General features: G+C 35.7%; 30 protein-coding genes and 1 other annotated feature (1 of these 31 cut by a window edge). Of the genes, 24 read left to right on the forward strand and 6 right to left on the reverse strand.

All coding sequences use genetic code 11. The annotated features are described in order from the left end of the window. Positions 1-123: 123 nt before the first annotated feature. The 9 genes from IGJ02_RS04095 (at position 124) to IGJ02_RS04135 (ending at position 9,689) form a co-directional block, all read left to right on the forward strand. Positions 124-864, forward strand: coding sequence for an MBL fold metallo-hydrolase (locus IGJ02_RS04095; protein WP_034683318.1), 741 nt, complete (start codon positions 124-126; stop codon positions 862-864). Positions 865-877: 13 nt separating this feature from the next. After that, positions 878-1,882: a lipoate--protein ligase gene (locus IGJ02_RS04100; protein WP_430603403.1), complete on the forward strand. Its 1,005-nt coding sequence runs from the start codon at positions 878-880 to the stop codon at positions 1,880-1,882. 215 nt (positions 1,883-2,097) lie between these two features. Then, a complete protein-coding gene (locus IGJ02_RS04105) occupies positions 2,098-3,594 on the forward strand; it encodes a phytoene desaturase family protein (RefSeq protein WP_069640969.1) in 1,497 nt (498 codons plus the stop codon). Continuing rightward, the gene (locus IGJ02_RS04110; RefSeq protein WP_430603404.1) at positions 3,575-4,453 is read left to right on the forward strand and encodes a phytoene/squalene synthase family protein; all 879 of its coding nucleotides are present in this window, start codon (positions 3,575-3,577) and stop codon (positions 4,451-4,453) included. Before IGJ02_RS04105 ends, IGJ02_RS04110 begins: the two co-directional genes overlap by 20 nt. A 210-nt stretch (positions 4,454-4,663) precedes the next feature. After that, positions 4,664-5,344, forward strand: coding sequence for an O-methyltransferase (locus IGJ02_RS04115; protein WP_206838233.1), 681 nt, complete (start codon positions 4,664-4,666; stop codon positions 5,342-5,344). Between the two features lie 76 nt (positions 5,345-5,420). Beyond that, positions 5,421-6,047 carry an endonuclease III domain-containing protein gene (locus IGJ02_RS04120; RefSeq protein WP_430603405.1) on the forward strand — a complete coding sequence of 209 codons (627 nt, stop codon included), beginning with the start codon at positions 5,421-5,423 and terminating at the stop codon, positions 6,045-6,047. A gap of 83 nt (positions 6,048-6,130) precedes the next feature. Further along, the gene (locus IGJ02_RS04125) at positions 6,131-6,976 is read left to right on the forward strand and encodes an alpha/beta hydrolase (protein WP_010760551.1); all 846 of its coding nucleotides are present in this window, start codon (positions 6,131-6,133) and stop codon (positions 6,974-6,976) included. Between the two features lie 365 nt (positions 6,977-7,341). Beyond that, positions 7,342-7,905, forward strand: a complete 564-nt coding sequence (ahpC, locus tag IGJ02_RS04130; protein WP_010760552.1) for an alkyl hydroperoxide reductase subunit C — start codon at positions 7,342-7,344, stop codon at positions 7,903-7,905. Positions 7,906-8,000: 95 nt separating this feature from the next. Next, positions 8,001-9,689 (forward strand): FAD-dependent oxidoreductase, encoded by a 1,689-nt coding sequence (locus tag IGJ02_RS04135; RefSeq protein ID WP_430603406.1) that lies wholly within the window; start codon positions 8,001-8,003, stop codon positions 9,687-9,689. A 48-nt stretch (positions 9,690-9,737) separates the two neighbouring features. Here the strand turns inward: IGJ02_RS04135 and IGJ02_RS04140 are convergent, their stop codons facing one another. Next, positions 9,738-10,271 carry a 3'-5' exonuclease gene (locus IGJ02_RS04140; RefSeq protein WP_010760557.1) on the reverse strand — a complete coding sequence of 178 codons (534 nt, stop codon included), beginning with the start codon at positions 10,269-10,271 and terminating at the stop codon, positions 9,738-9,740. Positions 10,272-10,397: 126 nt separating this feature from the next. Further along, complete coding sequence (locus IGJ02_RS04145) at positions 10,398-11,156, reverse strand: exodeoxyribonuclease III (RefSeq protein ID WP_010760558.1); 759 nt, start codon at positions 11,154-11,156, stop codon at positions 10,398-10,400. Positions 11,157-11,378: 222 nt separating this feature from the next. Here IGJ02_RS04145 and IGJ02_RS04150 point away from each other — a divergent pair, with 222 nt between their 5' ends. From IGJ02_RS04150 to murB, 3 genes are all read left to right on the forward strand, one after another. Continuing rightward, positions 11,379-12,614 carry a chloride channel protein gene (locus tag IGJ02_RS04150; protein WP_430603407.1) on the forward strand — a complete coding sequence of 412 codons (1,236 nt, stop codon included), beginning with the start codon at positions 11,379-11,381 and terminating at the stop codon, positions 12,612-12,614. 33 nt (positions 12,615-12,647) lie between these two features. Continuing rightward, positions 12,648-13,562 carry a Gfo/Idh/MocA family protein gene (locus IGJ02_RS04155; RefSeq protein ID WP_430603408.1) on the forward strand — a complete coding sequence of 305 codons (915 nt, stop codon included), beginning with the start codon at positions 12,648-12,650 and terminating at the stop codon, positions 13,560-13,562. Between the two features lie 71 nt (positions 13,563-13,633). Then, positions 13,634-14,536 (forward strand): UDP-N-acetylmuramate dehydrogenase, encoded by a 903-nt coding sequence (gene murB / locus IGJ02_RS04160; RefSeq protein WP_430603409.1) that lies wholly within the window; start codon positions 13,634-13,636, stop codon positions 14,534-14,536. A gap of 51 nt (positions 14,537-14,587) precedes the next feature. Here the strand turns inward: murB and IGJ02_RS04165 are convergent, their stop codons facing one another. Both IGJ02_RS04165 and cbpA read right to left on the reverse strand, forming a co-directional pair. Further along, positions 14,588-15,445: a PhzF family phenazine biosynthesis protein gene (locus IGJ02_RS04165; protein WP_430603410.1), complete on the reverse strand. Its 858-nt coding sequence runs from the start codon at positions 15,443-15,445 to the stop codon at positions 14,588-14,590. 121 nt (positions 15,446-15,566) lie between these two features. Next, on the reverse strand, positions 15,567-16,211 hold the full coding sequence (cbpA, locus tag IGJ02_RS04170) for a cyclic di-AMP binding protein CbpA (RefSeq protein WP_010760563.1): 645 nt from the start codon (positions 16,209-16,211) through the stop codon (positions 15,567-15,569). A 148-nt stretch (positions 16,212-16,359) separates the two neighbouring features. Between cbpA and rpmG the strand changes: the two genes are divergently transcribed. The 10 genes from rpmG to IGJ02_RS04220 all read left to right on the forward strand — a co-directional run bounded on the left by rpmG (position 16,360) and on the right by IGJ02_RS04220 (position 23,729). Continuing rightward, positions 16,360-16,512, forward strand: coding sequence for a 50S ribosomal protein L33 (rpmG, locus tag IGJ02_RS04175; RefSeq protein ID WP_010760564.1), 153 nt, complete (start codon positions 16,360-16,362; stop codon positions 16,510-16,512). A 17-nt stretch (positions 16,513-16,529) separates the two neighbouring features. Then, complete coding sequence (gene secE, locus IGJ02_RS04180; RefSeq protein ID WP_010760565.1) at positions 16,530-16,700, forward strand: preprotein translocase subunit SecE; 171 nt, start codon at positions 16,530-16,532, stop codon at positions 16,698-16,700. 171 nt (positions 16,701-16,871) lie between these two features. After that, the gene (nusG, locus tag IGJ02_RS04185) at positions 16,872-17,417 is read left to right on the forward strand and encodes a transcription termination/antitermination protein NusG (RefSeq protein WP_010760566.1); all 546 of its coding nucleotides are present in this window, start codon (positions 16,872-16,874) and stop codon (positions 17,415-17,417) included. A gap of 87 nt (positions 17,418-17,504) precedes the next feature. Continuing rightward, entirely contained in the window at positions 17,505-18,371 is an 867-nt protein-coding gene (locus tag IGJ02_RS04190) for an alpha/beta fold hydrolase (protein WP_430603411.1), read from the forward strand. A 36-nt stretch (positions 18,372-18,407) separates the two neighbouring features. Next, on the forward strand, positions 18,408-19,424 hold the full coding sequence (locus IGJ02_RS04195) for a LacI family DNA-binding transcriptional regulator (protein ID WP_430603412.1): 1,017 nt from the start codon (positions 18,408-18,410) through the stop codon (positions 19,422-19,424). Positions 19,425-19,568: 144 nt separating this feature from the next. Further along, the gene (gene rihC, locus IGJ02_RS04200; protein WP_430603413.1) at positions 19,569-20,489 is read left to right on the forward strand and encodes a ribonucleoside hydrolase RihC; all 921 of its coding nucleotides are present in this window, start codon (positions 19,569-19,571) and stop codon (positions 20,487-20,489) included. 15 nt (positions 20,490-20,504) lie between these two features. Further along, positions 20,505-21,878 carry a C4-dicarboxylate transporter DcuC gene (dcuC, locus tag IGJ02_RS04205; protein ID WP_010760570.1) on the forward strand — a complete coding sequence of 458 codons (1,374 nt, stop codon included), beginning with the start codon at positions 20,505-20,507 and terminating at the stop codon, positions 21,876-21,878. Positions 21,879-21,914: 36 nt separating this feature from the next. After that, positions 21,915-22,382 carry a GNAT family N-acetyltransferase gene (locus IGJ02_RS04210; RefSeq protein ID WP_010760571.1) on the forward strand — a complete coding sequence of 156 codons (468 nt, stop codon included), beginning with the start codon at positions 21,915-21,917 and terminating at the stop codon, positions 22,380-22,382. A gap of 16 nt (positions 22,383-22,398) precedes the next feature. Then, positions 22,399-23,298, forward strand: a complete 900-nt coding sequence (rbsK, locus tag IGJ02_RS04215; protein ID WP_010760572.1) for a ribokinase — start codon at positions 22,399-22,401, stop codon at positions 23,296-23,298. 182 nt (positions 23,299-23,480) lie between these two features. Continuing rightward, the gene (locus IGJ02_RS04220) at positions 23,481-23,729 is read left to right on the forward strand and encodes a carboxymuconolactone decarboxylase family protein (protein ID WP_010760573.1); all 249 of its coding nucleotides are present in this window, start codon (positions 23,481-23,483) and stop codon (positions 23,727-23,729) included. Between the two features lie 50 nt (positions 23,730-23,779). Here IGJ02_RS04220 and sdaAA read toward each other — a convergent pair whose 3' ends face one another. Next, complete coding sequence (sdaAA, locus tag IGJ02_RS04225; protein WP_010760574.1) at positions 23,780-24,667, reverse strand: L-serine ammonia-lyase, iron-sulfur-dependent, subunit alpha; 888 nt, start codon at positions 24,665-24,667, stop codon at positions 23,780-23,782. A 25-nt stretch (positions 24,668-24,692) separates the two neighbouring features. Next, positions 24,693-25,361, reverse strand: a complete 669-nt coding sequence (sdaAB, locus tag IGJ02_RS04230) for an L-serine ammonia-lyase, iron-sulfur-dependent subunit beta (protein WP_010760575.1) — start codon at positions 25,359-25,361, stop codon at positions 24,693-24,695. 300 nt (positions 25,362-25,661) lie between these two features. Between sdaAB and rplK the strand changes: the two genes are divergently transcribed. Together rplK and rplA are read left to right on the forward strand one after the other, a co-directional pair. Next, positions 25,662-26,084: a 50S ribosomal protein L11 gene (gene rplK / locus IGJ02_RS04235; protein ID WP_069645399.1), complete on the forward strand. Its 423-nt coding sequence runs from the start codon at positions 25,662-25,664 to the stop codon at positions 26,082-26,084. 110 nt (positions 26,085-26,194) lie between these two features. After that, complete coding sequence (gene rplA / locus IGJ02_RS04240) at positions 26,195-26,884, forward strand: 50S ribosomal protein L1 (protein WP_010760577.1); 690 nt, start codon at positions 26,195-26,197, stop codon at positions 26,882-26,884. 79 nt (positions 26,885-26,963) lie between these two features. Beyond that, positions 26,964-26,987 (forward strand) — a sequence feature (ribosomal protein L10 leader region) (it continues 104 nt past the right edge of the window).

Genomic DNA, 26,987 nt, shown 5'->3' on the forward strand with positions numbered 1-26,987 from the left:
AACTAAAAGATAACTTAAAATAGTTATTTTTTAGTTTTTTTTGTACAATCATGCCTGTTTCTATCAATGATTTCCATTTTTATGTTACCATTAAGTGAAAACGAATCAAGGAGGTCGATGAAGTTGAAAATAACCGTTTTAGGCTGTTTAGGTGCTTATCCTTATAAAGGAGAAGGAACCAGTTCTTATCTACTAGAATCAGATGGTTTTAAGTTATTACTAGATGCTGGAAGTACAACCCTAGTCAATTTAGAAGAGCATCTTGATCCCTTAACATTAGATGCCGTGATTTTGTCTCATTACCATTATGATCATATCGCAGATCTTGGTGTGCTACAGTATTATCGCCAATTATATCCAGTGATGGAACCAACACCTATTTTGCCGATTTATGGTCATACAGACGATGCTGTACACTTTGAAGCATTGAATATGCCTGGGGTGTCAGTAGCCGTTCCTTATTTTGAAGCAGAAGAATTAAAGCTAGGTCCTTTTCTTGTGACATTTATGAAAACGATCCATCCTGTACCCTGTTATGCGATGCGTTTTGTAGAAGAAAAAACAGGCAAAGTATTTGTTTTCACCGGTGATTCTGGCTACTTGGAAAGTTTTGTCGATTTTGCGAAAGATGCTGATGTCTTTTTAGCAGATACGTATCTATTTGAAGGAAACGAGCAGCACCATGCTCATTTTACATCTAAAGAATCAGGGGAAATCGCAAAAGCAGCGCAAGTTAAAAATCTGATTCTGACCCATTTACCACAACATGGCTCACTAGAAGAACTGAAGAGACAAGCCAAAAAAGCCGCTGGCGACCAAGTATCCGTTAGTTTAGCAGAGAAAAATTTAGTTATCGAAATTTAAGGAGTGGTGAACTGTGATTTTTGTACCAAATGAAAATAATGACCCAAGAGTCAACTTAGCGATCGAGACGTATTTATTAAAAGAAAAACCTCTAGATGAGCCCATTCTATTATTTTATATCAATGACCCCTCAATTATTATTGGTCGTAATCAAAATACAATCGAAGAAATCAACAAAGAATATGTAGATGAACATGGCATTCATGTCGTTCGTCGTTTAAGTGGCGGTGGTGCTGTTTATCACGATCATGGAAATTTGAATTTTAGCTTTATTATGCCTGATGATGGTAATTCTTTCCGTGATTTTGCAAAAGTGACACAACCAATCATTCAAGCTTTGCATGAGCTAGGGGTTTCTGGTGCCGAATTAAAAGGCCGAAACGATTTAGTCATTGATGGAATGAAATTTTCTGGGAATGCGATGTATGCTACTGCTGGAAGAATGTTTGCTCATGGCACGTTGATGTTTGATAGCGATATTGATGAAGTTGTGAATACATTAAAAGTTCGCAAAGATAAAATCGAGTCAAAAGGCATTAAATCCGTTCGTTCACGAGTAACCAATATCAAGCCATTCTTGCCAGCAGACAAACAAGATATGACGACAGAAGAATTTCGTGAAGATATTTTATTGAAAATTTTCGGAGTTGACTCTGTTGATCAAGTAAAAACGTATGAATTAACGGATGAAGACTGGGAAAAAATCAACAAAATTTCAGACGAGTATTATCGGAATTGGGATTGGAATTATGGCAAATCACCAGCCTTCAATCTAGAGCGTCATCAGCGTTTTCCAATTGGTTCTATTGATGCACAAATGAACGTAGAAGAGGGAGAAATCAAAGAAATCAAAATCTTTGGCGATTTCTTTGGACTCGGTGAAATCAAAGATGTAGAAGATATTTTAACTGGTACAAAATATGAAAAATCAGCAATCGAAGCAGCAGTTGATCAGATTGATATCAAAAAATATTTTGGTAACATTGAAAAAGAAGACTTGGTAAACTTATTGTATTAAACGAAAGAATAGTGAAAAGCGCGCATTGCTTGTTTTTATTTAAAAACAAGCAATGCGCGCTTCTATTTTTACCTCATTCATTCAGATTATAAGGCACTAGGATAGGATGTTTCGTTTTATCTCATTTATTTAGATTTTTTCCTAAAAAATCTAAATAATTTACATTATCAATTGATAAGGATATACTTAAAAAAACGAGTTGGTGGTGTATAATAGTGAAAAAAGTTATAGTAATTGGTGCAGGAGCTGCAGGATTAGCAGCAGCTATTCGTCTGCAACACGAAGGGTATAATGTTCATTTGTACGAGAAAAATGAACAAGTCGGTGGTAAAATGTACCAAATAAAAGAACAAGGATTTACCTTTGACGTAGGTCCGACCATCGTAATGATGCCTGAAATTTATCGTGAAGTTTTTGAACAATGTGGGAAAGACCCAGATCAATATATACCGATGAAAAAAGTTGATCCCATGTTATCCTTGAACTTTCCAAATGAAGAAACGTTGAACATGTCTTCCGATCTAGTGTCTTTAACGTCACTTTTAGAAGGTATTTCAGAAGAGGATATGCAAGGATATCTAGAATATTTAGCAAGTATTTATAAACGGTATCAAATAGCGAAAAAGGCTTTCATTATGAAATCATTTCGTTCTTTTTGGGATTTTTATAATCCGAGATCATTGATTGATGGGTTTAGATTACACACATTTAATGATGCCTATAGTTCTATTTCAAAATTTGTAAAAGACGAAAGATTACGGAAAGCATTAGCCTTCCAAACTCTTTATATAGGGGTTTCTCCTTATAATGGTCCTTCTCTTTATACAATTATTCCTATGATTGAACTAATTTATGGCATCTGGTTTATTGAAGGTGGGATGTATACCTTGGCTACAGGAATGGCCAAAGCTTTTGAAGAGCTTGGTGGTACGATTCACCTTAATACACCTGTGAAAGAAATCATCATAGAAAATAAACAAGCAACAGGAATCAGGACAGAAGAGGGCATTATCCCGAGTGATTATGTCGTGTGTAATGCTGATTTTCCTTATGCAATGAAGTCATTGTTACCAGATGAAAAGACTAGAGGAAAATATACCGATAAAAAAATTGATAAGTTGGATTATTCCTGTTCATGTTTCATTCTTTATCTTGGTCTGGATAAAAAATATCCAGTGGATTCACTTCATACGATTCGATTTGCTGAAGATTTTGAAAAAAATATTAATGATATTTTTGAAGATGGAAAATTACCAGATGACCCTTCATTTTATATTTATGTTCCGTCTTCAATCGATGAAAGTTTAGCGCCAGAAGGGCATGAAGGAGTTTATATTTTGGTGCCTGTTCCTGAACTCTCACAAGGAGTGGATTGGAACGAATCAACAACGCAGGCATTTCGACAAAACGTTCTCGATTTAGTCAAAAAAGAAACTATTTTCTCTGATATAGAAGAACATATCGTTTATGAATCTGTCTATACACCTAAAGAGTTCAAGCAAAATTTTAATGCTTATAATGGTGCAACGTTCGGACTGAAACCGACCTTAAAACAAAGTAACTATTATCGTCCTCATAATAAATTCGATTATGCAGATAACCTTTATTTTTGCGGTAGTAGTACACATCCAGGGGCGGGAGTTCCGATTGTTTTAACAAGCGCTAAGTTAGCTGCGGAGGAGTTGTTGAAAGATGATAAAAAGAAAAGATGACGTAACGAAACTATTTTCAATGTACGAATCAGATTTCGCTTTGTGTGAGGAAACGATTCGCAAACATTCAAAAAGTTTTTATAAAGCCTTTTCTAAACTTCCAAAGCAAAAAGCACTAAGTATTTTTGCTATTTATTCTTTTTGTCGTGAAGCAGATGATAGCATTGATGTATACCATGATGTGGATCGTTTAAACAAATTAAAACGTGAATTAGATGACTTTTTAGCGGGGAAAATTCCAGATCGTTATTTTTGGAGAGCCTTAGTGCCAGTATTCGAAACCTATGAAATGAATCAACAGTCTTTTTATGATATGTTATTGGGGCAAGAGATGGATTGGACGTTTCAACAACCTGAAACGCAGACTGAATTAGAAGAATATTCTTACTATGTCGCAGGATCAGTCGGATTGATGTTGTTGCCAATTCTTTCTGATCGTCCTGATGAAATAAGAAGCCAAGCAATCCAATTAGGTGAAGCCATGCAAATCACGAATATCTTAAGAGATATCGGAGAAGACTACAATAATCAGAGAATCTATCTTCCAAAGGAAATCATGGAAAGATTTGATGTTTCACTTGATTCGTTGGAAAAAGGCATCATCAATGATTCTTTTATAGAATTATGGGAATACGAGGCAACAAGAGCTGAGCAATTATACTCAAAAGCCCAAACAATGCTGGATGCTATCCACAAAGATTGTCAAGAAGCGCTATTACTATCTATCTATTTTTACAAAGGAATTTTAAATTCAGTTAGGCAAAGCAACTATCAATGTTTTAACAAGAGAAACTTCGTGAAGAAAAGTCAGCAACTTGAATTGTACCAAAAAGCAAAAAACTATTTGAAAACATTATAGGATAATGGATACTCTTTAAATGTTTCATGATTGTTTTTAGTTTAAGTCTAGTAAAATCGTAGTAGATTAAAAAGAATGCATCGTTGTTAAAAGACATGAACGAAACTATTTTCTCAAAACAGCTAAAAAAGGCTATTAACCGAAAATGATTTCTGCTATATTACTAGTAGTGAAAACTAGAAATGATTGACTTTTGGAAGGATGAATAACGTGCGCAACGAAATGATGCATCGACCAGTTGTGAAACCAGAACTTGTTGAATTTATGCGAAATAAACAAAAAAAAATCCAAGGTGAACTTGGCGTAATCGAAGAAGAAGCTCACGAAGCGGGAGTACCAATCATTCCCCATGAAACAGTAGTGTTCTTACAATTTTTCTTAGATCAAATCAAACCCAAGAACATTTTAGAAATAGGGACAGCAATCGGCTTTTCTTCTAGCCTTATGGCGCAATGTGTCGGGGAAGACGGACATGTTACGACGATCGATCGATTTGATGTAATGATCAGAAAAGCGAAAGTAACCTATGAACGTTTAGGTCTAACGGACAAAGTAACTTTATTAGAAGGACAAGCGGCGGAAATTTTGCCGACACTAAGTGGTCCTTATGACTTTATTTTTATGGACAGTGCAAAATCTAAATATATCGAATTTTTACCAGAATGCTTACGCTTATTACGCGTTGGCGGTGTGTTGATGGTGGATGACGTTTTCCAAGCAGGCACGATTTTAGACCCAATCGAAGAAATTCCACGTAGCCAAAGAACGATTCATAGAAAATTGAATCAATTTTTAGAGACAGTTATGACCCATCCAGATTTGACCTCAACATTATTGCCGTTAGGTGATGGCGTGATCATGATCACAAAAGAAAGAGAACTAACTGAATAACGAATAGACAACTTGGGTCAGGATTTAATTATTTTGATCTGAGTTTTTTTATGTGACGATAAAGGAGTAGATAAAGTTGAAATCAGATAAAGAAAAGCTTCAAGTGTTAAATAATTTGGTCGCACATTACGGTTTTCAATATTGGTGGGAAGATGAAAATCGGATTTCTGATTGGGTTTCGATGATCTTGATCCAGCAGACGACTGAAAAAAATGCGCATAAAGCATTGGCTAATTTGGAACCTTATCTAACAGTAGAAAGTCTTCATGAAATGGAATTAGAAACACTTCAAGAACTGATCCGTCCAGCAGGATTTTTCACTCAAAAAAGTAACTATATCAAAGCATTGATCAGTTGGTTTATTTCCCATGATAGTGATTTTGATAAATTTCGTGCTTACTCTACTGAAGCGTTAAGAAAAGAGCTGTTAACGATCAAAGGTGTTGGCTCAGAAACAGCAGATGCGATGCTCCTTTATATTTTTGAACGAAATGTTTTTATCGCGGATCAATATGCCATTCGTTTGTTTAATCGTTTGGGTTTTGGTCCCTATAAGACGTACGAAGAAATGCGGAAAGACTTTATTCACTTGGCCGAAACGATCCCGCATGATTTATGTAAAGAATGGCATGCAGCAATTGATGTTCATGGAAAACATTTTAACAAAGACAAGAATATGGATGAATCATTTTTAATCTCTTAAGCTTAGTTTCCTTCTTTCGATTGTGTTTAACCTTCGTTTAAGTTTCAAGGCGTACACTTTCTCTATAAGAGGAGGGAAACGTCATGAATAATACTAAAAACATAAAAAGAAAGGTTCCAAAAATACTTTTGATTGTAGGTGTTGTTCTAATGCTCTTTCTTTTACTTCAAAAAGGCATAACTGCATTTGCCGAAAAATTTACGCCAACGAGTGAACCTGTGGCAATTCAAATCCCAACGATTTTTGTTCCAGGGACTAATGGAACCGTAAATCGATTCAATGGCTTAATCAAAACATTAGATCTAAAAGCGGATGTGCTAAAAGTTACTGTGGCAACGGATGGAACTGTTTCATCTAAGGGCAAACTAACGAGTTCAACAAAACACCCTATGATAGTGATTGCTTTTGAAGACAGTAGTAACAAAACATTATCTGTTCAAGGTAAATGGTATCAATTAGCATTGCGTTATATACAAGAAAAGTATTCATTTGAAACATACAATTATCTGGGACATTCCAATGGCGGATTAGTGATCACTTCTTATCTGGAAGAATTTCAGCAATCTGACGATCCTAAATTAGCCAAACTGATAACACTTGGGACACCATATAATGATACGTTAAAAAAATATAATGACGCTGTGACTTCCTTTACACAACTAAAAGAAACTAGTGATCTGCTAAAAGGCTATTTAACGAATTTAGAAAACATCCCTGATACGATCAAGATGTTAAATATTGCTGGAGAAGTTAATGATACTGCATCTGACAATACCGTTCCTGTACAAAGCGTTTTTTCAGGAAGGTATATTTTTCAGGATCAGGTAGCCGAGTATCAAGAAATATTGATTAAAGGAGAAAATACCAGTCACAGTGAGTTAGTTGAAAATCAGAGAGTCGTTCAATTAGTGAAAGATTTTTTTTGGTAGAATAAAGTGAAGATGAAATAGGATAGAGGTGCTTGCCTTTGTTCTATTTTTATTTTATTGTGTAAATATGATCAGACAAACAATAAACGTTGTTTTTTCATCTTATTGAGAATGAAAGAGCTATTTTCTCAAAGAAAAGACGAAAATAGCAAAAATAAAATAACTAAACTATAATAATTCTATTGACATAATAATTTTAAATTGATACGCTAAGAGTGTAGAAAAATACCTAGCTTCACGGGCTAGTTTCATGGAAAAAAGCTAAAATATGATTGAGAATAGAAAGCATCACATTCATATTTTCCTGTTTTCAATTGTGACTAAATCAACCCGTTACGCTTTTAAATTTTAGGAGGAATATGTATATGAATTTAATCAACACAAAACTATTAGACTTTGAATGTGACGCTTACCAAGATGGAGATTTTATCAAAGTATCAACAGCAGATGTATTAGGTAAATGGAGTATTTTCTTCTTCTATCCAGCAGACTTTTCATTTGTTTGTCCAACGGAATTAGGGGACATGCAAGATCATTATGATCACTTAAAAGAGTTGAATTGTGAAGTATACTCAGTATCAGAAGATAGCCACTTTGTTCATAAAGCATGGGCTGATGCGACAGATACGATCGGTAAAATCAAATACCCAATGTTAGCTGACCCAAATGGTAAAATTGCTCGTTTCTTCGGTGTTTTAAACGAAGATCTAGGTCAAGCTTACCGTGGTACATTTATCGTTAGCCCAGAAGGCGAAATCAAATCATACGAAATCAATGATATGGGTATTGGCCGTAATGCGGATGAGCTAGTTCGTAAATTAGAAGCATCTCAATTTGTAGCAAAACATGGCGATAAAGTTTGTCCAGCAAATTGGAAACCAGGCGAAGAAACAATCGCACCAAGTTTAGACTTAGTTGGTAAAATCTAAACGATCAAATAGATGACCTTAAGACTTCCTTTCTAGGAAGTCTTTCTTAAAATTTATAGAGCAAAATAATGAAATCGACAAAAAGGAGAACATACATGAGTCAAGAAATTTATGATTTAATCGTAATCGGCGGCGGATCTGCTGCTTTATCAGCAGGGATTTATGCAGGTCGTGCGATGTTAGATACATTGATCATTGAAAAAGACAAGATTGGCGGACAAGTAACGACAACATCTGAAATCGTGAATTACCCAGCGATTAGAGCAACAACTGGTCCTGAGTTGATGGAAGACATGCGTTTACAAGCCCTTGATTTTGGTGTTGAATTTACAACAGATGAAATCATCGATGTTGATCTAAGCCAAACAGTTAAAACAGTCAAGTCCGCGACTAAAACCTATCAAGCGTATGCTGTAATTATCGCAACAGGCGCTTCAGCACGTAAAATTGGTTTCCCAGGTGAAGTTGAATTTACAGGACGCGGTATTGCCTATTGTTCAACATGTGATGGTGAATTTTTCCAAGGATTAGATATTTTTGTACTTGGCGGCGGATATGCAGCAGCGGAAGAAGCAGTCTATTTAACTCGTTATGGTAAATCAGTCACAATGATCATTCGTGAGCCTGATTTTACTTGTGCGAAATTAACAGCAGAAGCAGCTAAACAACATCCAGATATCAAAATTGTTTACAATACAGAAGTCAAAGAAATTACTGGAGATGACTTTGTTCGTAAAGCTGTTTTTGTTAATAATGAAACTGGTGAAGAAACAACATATGAAGCACCAGCAGACAGCACGTTTGGTATGTTTGTTTTTGCAGGGAACAAACCAAGTACAGAGATTTTTGAAGGGAAAGTCGAATTAGACCGCGGCTATGTACCGACAAATGAAAATATGGAAACCAATGTACCAGGTGTTTATGCAGCTGGAGATTTACGTATCAAAGAATTACGTCAAATCGTTACCGCTGTTGCAGATGGCGCAATCGCTGCAACAAATGCACAAAAATATATCACAGAAGAAAAAACAAAAGCTGGTTTGCCAATTGTCAATGAACGCATGGAAAAACGTTTAGCGAAGCAACATGCTGAAAATAAAGAAACTCAACCAAAAGCAGAGAAGAAACCAACTAAGGCGACAAGTGGAAATAACACATGGTTCCCGGATGCAATGAGAGAACAATTGGGCGGTATTTTTGGTAAATTAACGAAAAATGTAACTTTATTACAAGTGATGGATAGCAGCGAAGATAAATCACTTGAATTGAATTCTTTCCTAACAGAATTTGCCTCATTAAGCGACAAAATCTTGCTGGAAACTGTTCAAAAAGGTGCTGATTCTGATATAGAAGCGAAATATGGTATTGATAAATTACCAAGTGTTGTTGTTTTAAATGATCAAGGTGAATATACCGGAATCAAATTTAGTGGTATTCCAAGTGGGCATGAAGTGAACTCAATTGTTTTAGCTGTCTATAATGTAGGAAGTGCTGGACAGCCAATAGAAGAGCCTGTGGTCAATAAAATCAAAGAATTACCTAAAAAGAAAGTACAGATTTTTGTTTCATTGACTTGTCATTACTGCCCAGATGTTGTAGCAGCTTGTCAGAGAATTGCTTCGATCAATCACAATGTTGAAGCGGAAATGATCGATATCGGTGTTTTCCCAGAGTTGAAAACAGAAAAGAAAATCATGAGTGTCCCTGCGATGATCATTGATGATAAAGACATTATTTTTGGTTCTAAAAACATGGACGAAATCATTGAGATTTTAGAAAAATAAACAAAAAGCCGAATCAAATGAACGAGTTGTTCTTGATTCGGCTTTTATTTATTTTATCGTGACAAGTTTTTTCAAAGGCTCCACACCAAAATGCTTCTCTTGATACAACAAAATTTCGGCGCAGGCTCGGCTATCCTCCAACGCATCATGGTGATTATTCAATTGAATATCTAGATTCTCACAAATCGTATTTAACTTGTGATTTGGTAATTCTGGAAATAACTTACGACTAGTTTTCACTGTGCACAATGAAAGATAATTCGGTTGGTCAATACCATAATAATCTAAACAACCAGCTAAAACTCCACAATCAAACGGGGCATTATGAGCGACCACTAAACTATTCGGTTTAAAGCAATTTTGGATTTGATTCCAAACGTCAGGAAACTTCGGTGCATCCGCAACATCTTCCGGTTTGATACCATGGATTTGGATATTTTTCCAGAAAAAATCTGTTTCTGGTTTAATCAAGGAATAGTATTCATCAACGATTTTATTATTTTCTACTTTTACTAGTGCGACAGAACAGGCACTATGCTTAGCATAACTAGCTGTTTCAAAGTCTATGGAATAAAAATTCATGTTCATTATCCCTTTCGGTTCAAAATTAATTCATACATGTAGTATAACAAAATGAGTGACGCAAAGTAAGTCTAATTGAAAAATATTAACAGAAACTAAATAAAAAACGAGAGAAAGACTCTCTCGTTAAGCAATTGTTAAATCAACTTCAACTGGACAATGATCGCTACCAGTAATTTCAGTGTGGATCTTCGCACTAGTCAAAGCTTCTTTCAATCCATCAGAAACGACAAAGTAATCGATTCTCCATCCAGCATTATTTTTCCGAGCATTAAAGCGATAACTCCACCAAGAATAAACGCCTTCTTGGTCAGGATAGAAATAACGGTAAGTATCAATAAAGCCACTATCCAATAATTCTGTAAACTTCTCACGTTCTTCTGGTGTAAAACCAGCATTTTTTTGATTGGTTTTCCAGTTTTTCAAATCAATATTTTGATGGGCTACATTCAAGTCACCACATAAAATCACTGGTTTTTCTTTACTCAATTCATTTAAATACGAACGAAAAGCATCTTCCCAAGTCATACGATAGTCTAAACGTTTCAATTCATTTTGTGAATTGGGAGTATAACAAGTGACCATAAAGAAGTTAGCATATTCTAATGTAATCAAGCGACCTTCTTGATCATGTTCTTCAAGATCCATGCCGTATCGAACGCTTAGCGCTTCTTCTTTAGCAAAAATCGCAGTACCAGAGTAGCCTTTTTTCTCAGCATAATTCCAGTATTGATGGTACCCAGGTAGCTCTAAATCAATTTGACCTTCTTGCAATTTTGTTTCCTGTAAGCAGAAAAAATCTGCATCTAATTCGTTAAAAACATCCATAAAATTCTTTTTAACAACAGCACGTAAGCCGTTGACATTCCATGAAATACATTTCACCTTGAGGACCTCCTTCAAATTTGGCAATAGCTATTGATTCTTGCAAGCAAGACTTTAGAATAGTTTAACATATATAATCTAGATTTTGGTATTCTTTGTCAGCATACTGATTCAAAACAATGAGTAGCATTTTTGTATTCAGGTAATTAGAATTGTGATAGAGTTATAGAGAAAGATGTGAAAAAGTATTTTAATTTTTCTGACCTGAAAGGATCTATCAAATTGAACGCAAAAGAGATTGGTTTATTGATTTATGGGATTGTACTAAGTAGTATTATTAGTGTTATATCCTTTATCTTTCTAAGATTAGAAGGAATAGGATCTGAATTGCTTTGGAATTTAGTTTCACCTGACAATCGTTTCCGAGTGTTATATATACTGGGGATTACTGTAATAGGTGGTATTCTACTAGGTTTTTATCGAACGAGATGGGGAAATTTACCTCATACAGTTCATGATTCAGTGACAGAATTAAAGCAAACGAAAACACTAAATTACAGTAGTGTTTTCCGTAGCTTATGGATTGCGCTTATTGTATTGATTTTTGGTGCAGGTGTGGGACCAGAAGCGGGATTATTAAGTGCAGTTATTTATTTTTCAGTCTGGCAAGCAGATAAGCTGCGTTATTATTACTTTAATTACAGCGAGTTGAAAGGCCTGTCTGTGCAAAAAAGAGTAGCACATTTGTTGAATCCTCAAAAATATTTATTGACCTATGATGAAAAAAGGGCTGTAAAAGAGCGACAAAAATCGAAAAAAAAGTTTTTTTATCTATTATTTATTATCAATGGTTTAGCCACTTTTTTTCTCTTGATGAAAATGACAGGACAACCTTCTTTTGTTTCAAAAATGGGCGAATCTAATTGGATATGGAGAGAGTTGTGGCTAGGATTGCCATTGATTATGTTTGGTGTATTATTTGGAAAAGGTTATCATCTCATTACTAATTTTTTAAAGAAACGTTTAGATTTTTGGCAAGAGTTCCCAATTCGTAAAGCATTGATAGGGTCTGTAGCAATTTTTTTAATAGGTATTTTTCTACCTAATTTACTTTTTTCAGGACAACTATCATTATCACTTGCGCCATTTGTTGGAAGTCACGCCTCGTTTTTAGTATTGACAATGATTGCATTGCTTAAGTTATTGTTCTTGCAAATATGTCTTAATACAGGTTGGATTGGTGGGGATATTTTCCCGATTGTATTTTCTGCGATCATTCAAGGATTTGCTGTATCGCAATTATTTCCTCAAACAGATCGCTTATTGATTGTTGCTATCGTAAGTACGAGCATCGCTATAGCAATCATAAAAGCACCGTTTCCAGTTGGACTGTTTATGATATTGTTTTTCCCACTGAATCTAAGCCCGATCATTTTAGCGGTAGCAACTATATTATTTGTAGCCAAAAAGATAATTGCTGACTTAACTAAAAAGAAAACAGTTGATCAAACATTCTAATAAAAAATAATGTGTTGAACTAGGAGGATTTTCATGAAAATCGGAATTATTGGCTTAGGAAATATCGCGCAAAAAGCGTATCTACCCGTGTACTCTCAACTAAGAGACCAAGCAACTTTTATATTATCCACCAGAAATGAAGAAACCCGTAAAGAAATCAGTGAAAAATACGGCTTCAACGAGATGGTTGCTTCAACAGAAGAGTTGATTGAAGCTAAAGTGTCAGCCTGTTTCGTCCATGCGGCAACCAAAGTTCATGGTCAACTAGTAAAACAACTACTAGAAGCTGGTATTCACGTTTTCGTCGACAAACCATTAAGTGAAAATTTAGCAGAGGTCAAAGAAATCCAAACCTTAGCAGCAGAAAAAAATCTTCTTTTAATGGTAGGTTTTAATCGTCGTTTTGCGCCATTGGTCGAGGAATTAAAAGCAGTTGAAAATAAAAATATGCTGCTGATCCAAAAAAATCGAATAGCGTCAGAATCCACAGCTAATTTTGTGATTTATGATTTATTTTTACATGTAGCTGATATACTTGTTTATCTACTTGATGATGAGATTCGACATGTCCAAACTAAAATCATCGAGGAAAATAATCTATTAAAAAGAGCCATACTCCATGTAGAAACAGCAACCACAACAGCAATTGCTTCAATGAATCTTTATGCTGGGGCAAATACTGAAACCTACCAACTGACAAGTCCAGAAGTAACGTTAGTATTAGAAAACTTGACAGATTTAACAATCAAAAATCAACTAGGAACGCAACAAAAAAACTTTGGTGATTGGGCAACAACACTAGAAAAACGCGGTTTCCAGCAAATGGTGGAGGAATTTATCAAAGCGGTTCAAACAAATGAGGGATCGCGGTTAAAACAAGAAAAAGTCTTCACTAGTCATGAGCTATGTGCCCAAATGATACGCAAGCATCAAGAACATATTTTATAGAGTCAGACTAGAAAGTTTGTCTTTGACATGCTAGAATAAGTAGGATGTTTGAAAGAAAGGAACGACTTTCGATGAATAAAATTGAAATGATGAATGAATTAACAGATATAACCTTACTATTTGATGAACCTTTGATGAATTTTACCTTTACTAAAACTGGTGGGCCTGTAGATGTCTTAGCTTTTCCAAAAACAAAAATGGAAATAATTGCTCTGGTCGAATACTGCAGAAGTCATGAAATCCCTTGGCTTGTTTTAGGCAATGCTAGCAACTTGATTGTTCGAGATGGCGGTATTCGTGGAATGGTAATCATGTTGGAGCATATGAAACAAATCTCTGTTTCTAAAAATCAAATTGTTGTTGAGGCAGGAGCAAAATTGATTGATACAACCTACGTTGCTTTAGAGCATGATTTGACTGGTTTTGAATTTGCTTGCGGTATTCCAGGTAGTATAGGCGGAGCTGTTTATATGAATGCAGGTGCTTATGGCGGAGAAATCAAAGATGTTTTCGCAAGTGTTGATGTTTTATTGGAAGACGGAACGATCAAAACATTTACAAATGAAGAAATGGCATTTTCTTATCGTCACAGTGCGATTCAAGACATGCATTGTATTGTGTTAGAAGCGACTTTTTCTTTAGAAGAAGGAGAAAATAGCGTAATCAAGAGTCAGATGGCTGAATTGACTGAGCTTAGAGAGTCGAAACAACCATTAGAATATCCATCTTGTGGTAGCGTCTTTAAACGACCAGAAGGACATTTCACTGGGAAATTGATTCAAGACGCTGGATTGCAAGGTCTGAAATGGGGCGGCGCTCAAATTTCAGAAAAACATGCTGGCTTTATCGTGAATATCGATCATGCGACAGCGACAGATTATGTCGAATTGATTGCCCATATCCAACAAGTGATCAAAGAAAAATTTGATGTTGTATTGGAGACAGAAGTACGTATTATTGGTGAAGAACGTTAAAAAAGAAGCCTTTCTATTGGAAGGCTTCTTTTTACGTCTAGGTTTCTTTGTCTATTCACGATCTTCTATATTTAAACACTTCGTTTCACAATAATACCCTTTGCCACCAACATAAACTTTTTCTATTCCATTCTTGTTATTGGTTACTAATTTAACTAATATTTCAGAAGGCGAGTATAAAGAGTAACCTTGTTCAAATACATAGACATCTTTTTGCAATGAGTGCTGTTCATAAAGGTAGCAAGCTAACGCGCCGTTTGAAGTCCCAGTTGCTGCTTCTTCATTGATCTCGTATAGTGGAGCAAAATTTCTGCATATTATTCGATCGTCATTAAATGTATATAGATGCATCCCGACAACATTATAATACTTGCTGATTTCTTTAATTTTATCAAAATTAGGTTCCAGAGCATGTAATTGTGTTTCACTTTTTATGGGGACTAAAATATCTTTTAGACCTGTTGAGACAATTTGAATTGGAGACTTGCTGTCTATAGATTTACTAGCAAAACAATCGATGAACTCAGTTGGTGATATAACATCATAGAATATCGGTTTGTTTTGCTCCATGAATATAGTGTCATCTTTTATGGTAATTGCAAGAACACCGCTGTTTGTTTCAATCGTATAACAATTTTTGAAAAGTTTATTTAAATGCATCAGTATTGAAAAAGAGCCAATTGTAGCATGACCACATAAATCAACTTCTTCTTTTGGTGTAAAATACTCGAATTTATAATCAGCAATGTCAGATTCTGATATAAATGCAGTTTCGGCATAGCCTAGTTGCTTGGCGATTGACATTTTTTGAGTAGTGGTCAATGTATCTTCAAATAATACGACTCCTGCTTTATTTCCGCCTGTATGATCCTTACTAAATGCACTTGCAACATAAACAGATAATTTCATAAGAGACCTACCTTTCTCATGTAAAGTAAATTGCAGCATAGAAAGTACTGAGTATAAATAAATTTTCTACAGTAAAGATAAAAAAAGCCTTCCAACTGAAAGGCTTCTTTTCTTTAGCATTTTATTCAGCATTTGCTTGTAAATCTTCGATCTCAACTACTTTAAGATTTTTACGCTCTAAATTCTCAACGATAACTGCACAAGTTTCTTCTGTTGTTTCAGCAGGTAAAGTAATCAAAGTACGGCGGATAAATTCATCTTCACCGATATCCAATGTAATACAGCTGGCAATGCTGCTGTGTTTCGCAATGATCTTCGTCATAGCAGCTAAATCTCCTTGTTTACCTGTCGTAGCAATTGTCAAAACATAACTACCTCTTTGAATATTCCAAGATTGAGCAAGGATATTCAATAACGTGCTATGTGTTAAAATACCATAAAAATAGTTATTCTCATCCAACACAGCAATGTAAGGTAATTCTTTGATCGTAAAGAAAACCTTGAAAAATGAAGTGTTCAAAAAAATAAATTTTGTCGCATTTTTTAATAAATAAGTAACTGGTAAACTCATGTCTCCACCGTTAGCTTTATGGCGGTAGATGTGCATTTTATAGATATTTCCTCTAAAGATCTTTTCCGATTCATCTAAGATCGGTACACAACGATACCCTGAATCTTCAAGGATTGTCAAAGCCTCTTCCAAAGTACAAGATTCATTGACTGTTGTAAGATTTTTCTTTTTGATAACAACGGATTTTAATAACATGTCTTGACCCCCCGTAGGTTAAATTCGTCTAACAAGCTAATGATAACATAATTTGAAAGAAAACCATAGTTTATTGAGTATCCATTGACATTTTGGTGAAATAATGATAATGTTATTGAGTAAATTTGTGAATAGAGGAGGTTGAACAATGGCAACAAAAAAATCAGCACTTGCTTGTTCAGATTGTGGCTCCAGAAACTATTCTAAAGCCGTCAGTGAAGGAAAGCGTGGAGAACGGTTAGAAATCAAAAAATTCTGTAAATACTGTCAAAAATACACGTTACATAAAGAGACGAAATAGATTTAGGAGGAGTTCAAATGAAATTTTTACGTAGTGTAAAAGATGAGATGAAACAAGTTTCTTGGCCATCTAAAAAACAATTACGCAAAGACACATTGGTTGTTATCGAAACATCAATTCTTTTTGCAGCATTATTCTTTGTAATGGATACAGTGATTCAAACTGCTTTTGGCTGGATTCTTAAGTAATTCAAACTAGTATTTCATTATGAGAAGTGCTATAATAACACATGAGGAAAAACTTCGGGGAACTGAGGTTTTTTTATTTTCACATGAGAAAAAGAAAATGAGTGCAAGGCATTCTTGTTACTCTTAATGATTGTTTCACCAACTAATAAACCTAAAGGAGCCGAATCAGAAATGGAATCATTTGAAAAAAATTGGTATGTACTGCATACATACTCAGGTTATGAAAACAAAGTAAAAGCGAACATTGAATCACGTGCACAAAGCATGGGCATGGGAGATTTCATTTTCCGTGTCGTTGTTCCAGAAGAAACTGAAACAGAAGTAAAAAATGGTAAGTCAAAAGAAATCGTTCATAAAACTTTCCCTGGTTATGTGTTAGTGGAAATGACGATGACAGATGATTCTTGGTATGTAGTGCGTAATACACCAGGCGTTACTGGGTTTGTTGGATCACATGGTGCAGGAAGCAAACCAGCGCCATTATTGCAAGAAGAAATCAATCACATCTTGCGTTCAATCGGTATGAGCACACGTCAATCTGATTTGGATGTTGCACTAGGCGATACTGTTCGTATTATTGAAGGTGCGTTTTCTGGTCTTGAAGGTGAAGTAACAGAAGTTGATGAAGAACGTCAAAAATTAAAAGTTAATATCGACATGTTCGGTCGTGAAACAAGTACAGAATTAGATTTTGAACAAGTAGATTCAATTCAATAAAGTTGGGAAACGAGAGAGTGGAGCAAAACTAACCGTAGTTTTGTCCTGCTCTCTTCTTACTATAGTGATGATTGAAAAGGTGAGAAAATGAAAAATAAGAAATATTATTTGCTGATAATGGTTTGTCTCTTGTTAATTTTTGCTGGTTGTACGAGTAAGAAATCATCCCAAAATGAAAATAAACAAATAAATAAAAATTCAGAAGCTACTGAAACGACTCAAAAATCATCGATTCCCACACTGTTTATCCACGGTTATAGTGGTGGTAATAATTCTTTCGGACGCATGATCAAAAGGATGGAGAAAAATGATCTTACTAAAAAAGAGCTCGTTTTGACTGTTAGTGTTGACGGAAAAGTTCAAGCAAAAGGGAAACTTACGGGCAAAGAAAACAACCCAAGTATCCAAGTTCTTTTTGAAGATAATAAAAACAATGAGTGGAATCAAGCTGAGTGGATCAAGAATTGTTTGATATATATTCGAGATAATTATGACGTGACGCAAGTTAATTTGGTAGGTCATTCAATGGGTGGAGCAAGCTCTTTACGCTATTTAACTACATTTGGTAATGATACAAACCTTCCCAAAATCAATAAATTTGTTGGTATCGCTGCACCCTTTAATAATTTTGTAGAATTATCTAATGGAGAGACGATCGATGATGTCATCAATAAAGGTCCTATCGTTCAAAGTGAACGCTATACTGACTATGTCAATGGAATCGAAAATGTGTCTAAAGACATGAAAGTCATGATTGTTGCAGGAGATGTAGAGGATGGTAGTTTAAGTGATGAAGCTGTTCCAGTTGCAGATGCACTAAGCGTTGTGTCATTGTTTAAAACACGTGGTAACGTAGTACAAGAAAAAATATTTTACGGAAAATCAGCACAACACAGCCAACTGCACGAAAATACAGAAGTAGATCAACTTGTTGCAAATTTTTTATGGAAATAAACGACTAAAACATGTGTATTGATAAAGGAGAAAGCCATGAAAATCAGAATGAAAGACATTGCAAAAATGGCCAACGTATCTGAAGCTGCGGTTTCTTTAGTATTAAATGATAAACCTTCTAGAATCTCTGAAAAAAAGAAGCAAGAAATAAAAACAATCGCAAAAGAATTGAATTATGTTCCAAATATTGCAGCGCAAAGCCTCGCCAAAAAAGCCTCACAAACTATTGGTGTCGTGATTCCAGATATTGAAAATCCGTTTTTTTCAAAGCTTTGCAAACAATTAGAAGAACGTTTTAGAGTATTGGGCTACTTAACCATCATCGTTAATTCAAATGATGATTTTACTGTAGAAAAAAATCTGATTCAAATGTTGTTGAATCGTGGTGTTGACGGATTGATCATTGCTTTATCAAATGAATCTTTTTCATTTAAAGAAGAACAAGAATTTTTCTTGAAAGAAATCGATGCACCGTTTGTTTTAGTTGATAGACAGGTTTCATTTGCAGGGGTTAATCAAGTCTATTTTGATAGCCAAGCTGGTGGCAAACTTTCAACAGAATATCTTTTGGAAAATGGCCATCGAAATATTGCTTTTATGACAGGTGATTTTAAAGTCCCAAGTACACTTGATCGAATCAATGGCTATAAACAAGCATTAGAAAGCTATGGTGTAAAGATAAGAGAAGACTACATCATTGAAACGGGTTATCGCTTTAACTACGGTATAGAAAAAGCAAAGGCACTTTTTGCGCTTACAGATGTAACGGCTGTACTCACATCCAATGATATGGTTGCTTTTGGTGTATTAAAACAAGCTTTGAGTAGTGGGAAGTCGATTCCAGAAGATCTTTCGATTATTGGGTATGACCGTTTAGAAATGGCAGATATTCTTGGGATTTCATTAGCTACAGTAGAGCAAAATATCTCATCTTTAACAGAACAGGCTGTTACATTATTGAAGAATATACTTACCAAGGAAAATCCAAAAACGGAATCGATTATTTTGAAACCCAACCTATTTAAAGGTGAAAGTGTTAAAAAAATAAAATAGTTATTGACTAACCAGAAATAAAACGCTATCATAATAAGCAGATAGATTAAGCGGTTAATCTGAAAAATACTTTTTTAATTATTGAAAAGGTATTTTTTTATACCATTTAGGTAATGCGCTTAACCTAAGAAGGAGGAAGCATTTATGGCAAAAAAGAAAAGACCTATCATCATTGACACAGACCCAGGAATTGACGACGCAGTAGCTTTATCGATCGCCCTTAATCACCCCGAATTAGACGTTAAGTTATTAACAACTGTTGCAGGAAATGTAAACGTAAACAAAACGACTGAGAATACGTTGAAACTAGTGTCATTTTTTGGTAAACAAGTACCTGTTGCTAAAGGTTGCGACACTCCTTTGCTGATCCAGCTTGAAGATTCAGCAGAGATTCATGGAGAAAGCGGTATGGATGGGTATGATTTTCCGGAAGCTACAACTAAAACACTTGATGTCCATGCTGTTGAAGCAATGAAAGACTGCATTCTTGAAAGCGCAGATCCAATCACGTTAGTACCAATAGCAGCATTAACGAATATCGCATTACTTTTCAGTATGTATCCAGAAACAAAGCAAAATATTAAAGAAATCGTTATGATGGGCGGCTCTTTATCAAGGGGAAACACGAATACAAGTGCAGAATTTAACACGTATGTCGATCCACATGCTGCTCAAATCGTTTTTCAATCAGGTGTTCCAATCGTGATGGTTGGCTTAGATGTGACTAGTACAGCAGTATTGACTAAAAATGAAACAGAAAAAATCAAAGAATTCGGGAAAGTCGGGAATATGTTTTATTCATTATTTCAACATTATCGTGGGGGCAGTTTACAGACGGGCTTAAAAATGCATGATGTATGTGCCATCGCCTATTTAACTGACTCAGAATTATTCACAGTTCAAGAAACGTTTATTGAAATCGCTTTAGATGGTCCAGCAGCAGGTGCTACAGTTGCTGATCTAAAAATGAAATATCATGATACGACGAATGCGATTGTTTGTTTAGATATCGATGTTCCAGCATTCCAAAAATGGGTTGTCTCAAATTTAGAAAAAATAAATTAAAAAAGGAGTCATACTATGATTGAGTCATTGTTAGTGTTAGTTGTTTTAGCTCTTGTTGCTTATTTGATTATTAAAAATTACCATCCTGCTCTAAGTTTGATTAGCGGGGCGCTGATTTTGTTACTATTTGCAGTCTTGCTAGGTCATCCTCTTTATCCAGCAGGAGAAGGTACAGGTTTAGCCTTTTTTGATGTCTTTTTGAAATTTAAAGATACGATCATCGCTCAAGTTAGTTCAGCAGGGATCGTGATCATGATTTTATTTGGCTACTCTGGGTATATGAATGTAATCGGTGCCAATCAGGTAGCGGTCAATATTCTGGTAAAACCACTACAAAAAATTAAATCAAAAGCTTTGTTTGTACCACTTGTATTCTTAGTAGGAAATTTAATGTCTTTAGTAGTTCCAAGTGCGTCTAGTTTAGCGATTATTTTGATGGCGATTTTATATCCAATGCTGTCTAGTATGGGAATTTCTTCATTGACTGCTGCTGGAGTCATCGCAATGACTGCAACGATCATGCCGACACCACTTGGAGCGGATAATGTGATTGCTGCTGAAACGTTAGGTTATGATTTGTTAACCTATGTAGCTTGGAATGCGAAAATTTCAATTCCAACATTATTAATCATGGCAGTCGCTCATTATTTCTGGCAAAAATATTGTGACAAAAAAGAAGGTGACCAAGCTTTTGTCACGATCGAAGAGGATGGATTAACTAAACAAGAAGAATCAGATACGCCCAAAATTTATGCGCTGTTGCCATTGTTACCATTAATGTTGATTTTAATTGTTGGAATTACTGGGATGTTTGTTAAAGGAATCCAAATGGATATTTTTGTTTTGACCTTTATTTCATTTTTTGTTGCTGTCGCTTTTGAAACGATCAGACATAAATCATATAAAAAAATTCAAGATTCAGCAGCTGAAATGTTCAGAGGCATGGGACAAGGATTTAGCCAAGTGGTTATGCTAGTTGTGGGTGGTTCATTGTTTACAACAGCTATCCAATCGCTAGGAATCATTGATAATATCATGTCCTCTGTAGAATCTTCAGCTTCTGCAGGCCTTGTGACAACCCTGATTTTTAGTGGAGCAACAACAGTCTTTGGGATTTTAAGTGGTGGTGGCTTAGCAATGTTTTATGCGGTGATCGAATTGATCCCTGATATTGCAGCAAAAGCTGGTATCGATGGTATTTTGATCGCATTACCAATGCAAATGATCGCAAATTTAGCGAGAACAATTTCACCTGTTGCAGCAGTTGTAATGATCGTAGCGTCAACAGTAGGTGTAAGTCCAGTTCGTATTTTGAAGCGGACAAGTGTGCCGACAATCATAGGGATTATTTGTGTGGTTGTATTATCTATTCTTCTGTTGCCCTATTAACAAGGTGAGGGTCAGTATTTTCGGAGATGAGTATAAATGAAAATAATGTTGGCTGATTCAAAAGACTATAAAGAAATCAACGATTTATTTGAAGCGGCAAAAAGCTATATGTATCAAACGAGTGTGTATCAATGGACGAGTACTTATCCTAATGAACAAACCATTCAACACGATATCTATGATCAGCACTTATATAAATTAGTTGATAACTGTATCATAGTTGCGGTGGCGACCATAGAAGTTATGAATCAGGAGAGTTATATTTTAAGACGAATTGCAACAAATCCAAATTATTTGTCTAAAGGTTATGCATCAAACTTACTGAATGATATAATAAATAATATAAAAGAAAAAAATGGGAAACATATTTATTCAAGTACAAATCACTCCAATCTCAAAATGCAGCATTTTTTTAAAAAGCACGGTTTTGAAAAGATTTCAGAGTATACTGAAATTGAAAGAGAGCATCTGGGTTCTTTCTATAAGTATTTGAAGAAAATATAAATAAGGAGAGTCCGCGATGAATAAAGTAACAGTTTTAGGAAGTATCAATATGGATATGGTCATGGAAACAGATCGACTACCTAAAGTGGGAGAGACCCTTTTGGGAGACAGTATCAACTATTATGTTGGCGGAAAAGGAGCCAATCAAGCAGTTGCTGCTGCTCGTATCGGAGTCGATGTGGCTTTGATTGGGAAAATTGGTGATGATACATTTGGTTCAAAAGTTTATAAACATCTGGAAAAAGAAAAGGTAGATGTCAGTGCAGTCACATCTGAAAAAAATATTTTTACAGGTGTAGCCTCTATTTTTAAACTACAAGAAGACAATGCAATCGTTGTATTGCCGGGTGCAAATATGTTGTTGGGAGATATCAATGAGGAATTAAACGAAAAAATTAAGGCTGAAGATGTGTTATTGACTCAGCTAGAAATTCCAATCGAAACTGTAAAAAAAGGGTTAGCACTAGCAAAAGATAAAGGCGCAATAACGATTTTAAATCCAGCTCCTTATAACGAGAGCGTCATCGACATGTTGCCGTTTGTGGATATCATTACACCAAATGAAACGGAATTTGAAGGGTTATTGGGTCACTCGATCACAGATACTATGCAATTTGAAAAGGAAATGCTGGACTGGTCAAAAACAAATGACACACAATTGATTGTAACGCGTGGAGGGGACGGAATCTCTTATACCGCTGAGAATAATGTCATTACGATTCCGGCTGAAAAAGTAACTGTTGTTGATACAACAGGTGCGGGTGATACATTTAATGGGATTTTGGCAGCGTGTTTAGCAAAAGGAATGACTGTTTCAGAGTCAGTTGAGATTTCTGGAAAAGGTGCGACACTTTCTGTAACTAAATTAGGTGCACAAACCGGCATGCCGACATTAACAGAAATTGCAGCATTCTAATTTTATAAAACTGTACACTGTTTTCTTCATTCAATTTAATGGAGAGAACAGTTTTTTTGACTAAAAAAGCATAGAAATAAATCTGGATTGTCTCAATTGTTAATAAGAATTATAATAATATCTAGTTGTATATGTTAAGGAATTGACTAGCAGAAATGAGGAGAAAATAGTAAGGAGAAAAGTTGCAAAGAATCCTCGGATTGATTGCATGGGAAGAAGCATCATTTTATACAGCAGAAGAGCGTGCGGTGCTTGCATTTACGAAAGAAGTTACACTGATTCATCAAGGTGGGGTCAGTGATGAAACGTATCAAGAATTGCAGAAGCATTACAGTGAAAAAGAAATTGGTGCATTACTTATTCTTATTGGAACAATCAATATCTATAACCGTATTGGGGTTACTACGTTATTGCAACCGAAAATGGATTAAACGAAAAGGAGTAGTCAAAATCAACTCATTTTGACTACTCCTTTTCGTTATTATTTAGTTGGGTTTTCTGTTTGATTTTCTAAAATTTCCTTTGCCAATCGTTGCGCAGTTGGTGTAACAGCCAAACCACCCTCAGCCGTTTCTTTAAAGATTTGCGGCATTTGACGACCAACTTGATACATTGCAGCCACGACTTCATCTGGTGGAATCACACTACGAATACCGGCTAAAGCCATATCAGCTGAAATAAAAGCTTGCGAAGAGCCCAATGCATTACGTTTTACACAAGGGACTTCCACTAGACCCGCTACAGGATCACAAATCAATCCCATCATATTTTTTAAAGTAATTGCAATCGCTTGTGCGGCTTGATCAGCTGAGCCACCAGCAGCACAAACTAAAGCGGCACTCGCCATCGCACTAGCAGAACCAACTTCTGCCTGACAACCGCCTTCAGCACCGCTGATCGATGAGTTGTTGGCAATCACTAGTCCAAAAGCACCAGCAGTAAAAAGAAAATCTAATTGCTGTTCATGTGTGAGCTGTAATTTTTCAATTGCTGCCATCAAAACACCTGGCACTACACCAGCACTTCCAGCAGTCGGCGTGGCACAGATCAAGCCCATATTGGCATTGACTTCATTGACGGCCACTGCATTTCTAACCGCTGTTAAAATTGTTTCTCCACTTAAAAAGTTTCCATTTTTGATATATTCATCTAGTCGAGTAGCATCACCGCCAGTAATTCCTGTGACAGAGGTCACACCATCGACCCCTTCTTCGATCGATTGCTTCATGACCGCAAGATTACGTTCCATTGTTTCGATGATCCGTTCGCGGCTATGACCGTGATTTTCTATCTCAGTTGCGATCATTAATTCAGCAACTGATGGAAAATCTGCGGCTTGTTGCACTAATTCTTCTATAGATAGAAACATAACTGATTTGCTCCTTTAATTTAGATTAATCAAAATAATTTACACTATAAATATGAGGGATTTGGACTAATTTCATTGTAATATCACCAATATCAGCATGGTCGATTTCGATGATCATGATCGCTTTTTCACCTTTTGATTCCCGTGTTACAGTCATCGTGCCAATATTGATGTTTGTATCAGATAACAGATTGGTAACTTTAGCGATCATTCCTGGTACATCCTGATGTACGATAATAAATGTGGGTGTCCCCATCGTCAGAGAAATTTTAAAACCGTTCAGTTCTGAGATTTGAATATTACCGCCGCCAATCGATATTCCTGTAACTGAAAGTTTTCGATCTCCTTTAGAAACAAGTAATTTGACTGAATTTGGGTGTTCAGCTTTTTCTTTAAGCGGAACAAATAGAACCTCCATATTTTGTTCATGAGCAATCTTTAACGAATCAGCAAGCCGTTCGTCATCTGGTTCCATATCTAATAAACCGCCAACCAAGGCAATGTCTGTTCCATGACCACGATACGTTTTAGCAAAAGACTCATATAAATAGATATCAACAGTATCTGGTTGTTCACCAAAAATACTACGGACGATTTTACCAATACGAGCAGCGCCAGCAGTATGCGAACTACTTGGACCAATCATTACCGGACCAATGATGTCAAAAACACTTTTATAACGTAAATTTTCCATTGTTTATTCACCTATCCTTTTGTTTGAATCAGGATTTTTCTAACGAAAGTCTATCATAATTAAAGAGAATACACTAGAACGGTAATAAAAATGCGAGAAAAACTTATCTTTCTCTCATTTCTAAACATAATTCTATGTGCAAAAAGAATAGAAAGGTATTGAAATTTAATCAGAAGCAGAGTATACTATTTGAGTGTGCATTTTTGCATGCAGAATTTCTTTGATTCGTCAAAGAATGACGTGGGAGGAGAAATCTTCATCTCCAATTAACCACATCACGGACCCAAGGAGGTATGTCTCGTGGCAAAAAAAGTAGAAAAATTAGTTAAATTGCAAATTCCTGCAGGTAAAGCAACACCAGCTCCGCCAGTAGGTCCAGCACTAGGTCAAGCGGGTATCAACATTATGGGATTCACTAAAGAATTCAACGCTCGTACAGCTGATCAAGCTGGTTTAATCATTCCAGTAGTAATTTCTGTATATGAAGACCGTTCATTTACATTTATTACGAAAACACCACCAGCTGCAGTATTATTGAAAAAAGCTGCAAAAATCGAAAAAGGTTCTGGTGAGCCAAACAAAAATAAAGTAGCGAATGTTTCTAAAGATCAAGTAAAAGAAATCGCTGAACTTAAAATGGCAGACCTAAACGCAGCAGACGTTGAAGCGGCTATGCGCATGGTTGAAGGAACTGCAAGAAGCATGGGAATCACTGTAGGATAATTTTTATTCTATAGAACCCAAAGAAGTAGCTTCTCAGTTTATTTCATATTCAAAGATATGAATTACGTGGGAGGTTCGACCGTTATAACCACAATCAAGGAGGAAACAAAATGGCTAAAAAAAGCAAAAAAATGCAAGATGCATTAAAAAAAGTTGAAGCAACAAAAGTTTACCCTGTAGCAGAAGCAATCGCTTTGGCTAAAGATACAAATATTGCAAAATTCGACGCAACTGTTGAAGTTGCTTACCGTCTAAATGTAGACCCTAAAAAAGCAGACCAACAAATCCGTGGTGCAGTAGTATTACCTAACGGAACTGGTAAAACACAAAGCGTTTTAGTTTTCGCTAAAGGCGAAAAAGCGAAAGAAGCTGAAGCAGCTGGTGCTGATTACGTAGGCGACGCTGATATGGTTCAAAAAATCCAAGGCGGATGGTTTGGATTTGACGTAGTTGTAGCAACTCCAGACATGATGGCTGAAGTTGGTAAATTAGGTCGTGTCTTAGGTCCTAAAGGCCTTATGCCTAACCCTAAAACTGGTACTGTAACAATGGACGTAACAAAAGCTGTTAACGAAGTAAAAGCTGGTAAAGTAACTTACCGTGTTGACAAAGCTGGAAACATCCACGTGCCAATTGGTAAAGTTTCATTCGATAATGAAAAATTACTAGAAAACTTCAATACAATCAACGATGTATTGTTGAAAGCTAAACCATCAGCAGCTAAAGGTCAATATATCAAGAACATTTCAGTAACAACTACATTTGGACCTGGAATCCACGTTGACCAAGCTTCGTTTTAATTAGCAAAGCTAGTTCATGAAACTAGACAATTAGAAATTTTACTTGACTCAACTACCTTTACCATGGTAAGGTAGTTGAGGTTAATAATTAACTGTACCGAAG

It is taken from the genome of Enterococcus sp. DIV0724b, from assembly GCF_050531475.1.
Classification (GTDB): Bacteria; Bacillota; Bacilli; order Lactobacillales; family Enterococcaceae; genus Enterococcus_L; species Enterococcus_L haemoperoxidus.

Coding starts and splice junctions, on each gene's coding strand:
- IGJ02_RS04110 (WP_430603404.1), top strand. CDS start 3,575: ATGATAAAAAGAAAAGATGACGTAACGAAACTATTTTCAATGTACGAA.
- IGJ02_RS04125 (WP_010760551.1), top strand. CDS start 6,131: ATGAATAATACTAAAAACATAAAAAGAAAGGTTCCAAAAATACTTTTG.
- ahpC (WP_010760552.1), top strand. CDS start 7,342: ATGAATTTAATCAACACAAAACTATTAGACTTTGAATGTGACGCTTAC.
- IGJ02_RS04135 (WP_430603406.1), top strand. CDS start 8,001: ATGAGTCAAGAAATTTATGATTTAATCGTAATCGGCGGCGGATCTGCT.
- IGJ02_RS04140 (WP_010760557.1), bottom strand. CDS start 10,271: ATGAATTTTTATTCCATAGACTTTGAAACAGCTAGTTATGCTAAGCAT.
- IGJ02_RS04155 (WP_430603408.1), top strand. CDS start 12,648: ATGAAAATCGGAATTATTGGCTTAGGAAATATCGCGCAAAAAGCGTAT.
- murB (WP_430603409.1), top strand. CDS start 13,634: ATGAATAAAATTGAAATGATGAATGAATTAACAGATATAACCTTACTA.
- IGJ02_RS04165 (WP_430603410.1), bottom strand. CDS start 15,445: ATGAAATTATCTGTTTATGTTGCAAGTGCATTTAGTAAGGATCATACA.
- cbpA (WP_010760563.1), bottom strand. CDS start 16,211: ATGTTATTAAAATCCGTTGTTATCAAAAAGAAAAATCTTACAACAGTC.
- rpmG (WP_010760564.1), top strand. CDS start 16,360: ATGGCAACAAAAAAATCAGCACTTGCTTGTTCAGATTGTGGCTCCAGA.
- secE (WP_010760565.1), top strand. CDS start 16,530: ATGAAATTTTTACGTAGTGTAAAAGATGAGATGAAACAAGTTTCTTGG.
- nusG (WP_010760566.1), top strand. CDS start 16,872: ATGGAATCATTTGAAAAAAATTGGTATGTACTGCATACATACTCAGGT.
- IGJ02_RS04190 (WP_430603411.1), top strand. CDS start 17,505: ATGAAAAATAAGAAATATTATTTGCTGATAATGGTTTGTCTCTTGTTA.
- IGJ02_RS04195 (WP_430603412.1), top strand. CDS start 18,408: ATGAAAATCAGAATGAAAGACATTGCAAAAATGGCCAACGTATCTGAA.
- rihC (WP_430603413.1), top strand. CDS start 19,569: ATGGCAAAAAAGAAAAGACCTATCATCATTGACACAGACCCAGGAATT.
- dcuC (WP_010760570.1), top strand. CDS start 20,505: ATGATTGAGTCATTGTTAGTGTTAGTTGTTTTAGCTCTTGTTGCTTAT.
- IGJ02_RS04210 (WP_010760571.1), top strand. CDS start 21,915: ATGAAAATAATGTTGGCTGATTCAAAAGACTATAAAGAAATCAACGAT.
- rbsK (WP_010760572.1), top strand. CDS start 22,399: ATGAATAAAGTAACAGTTTTAGGAAGTATCAATATGGATATGGTCATG.
- sdaAA (WP_010760574.1), bottom strand. CDS start 24,667: ATGTTTCTATCTATAGAAGAATTAGTGCAACAAGCCGCAGATTTTCCA.
- sdaAB (WP_010760575.1), bottom strand. CDS start 25,361: ATGGAAAATTTACGTTATAAAAGTGTTTTTGACATCATTGGTCCGGTA.
- rplA (WP_010760577.1), top strand. CDS start 26,195: ATGGCTAAAAAAAGCAAAAAAATGCAAGATGCATTAAAAAAAGTTGAA.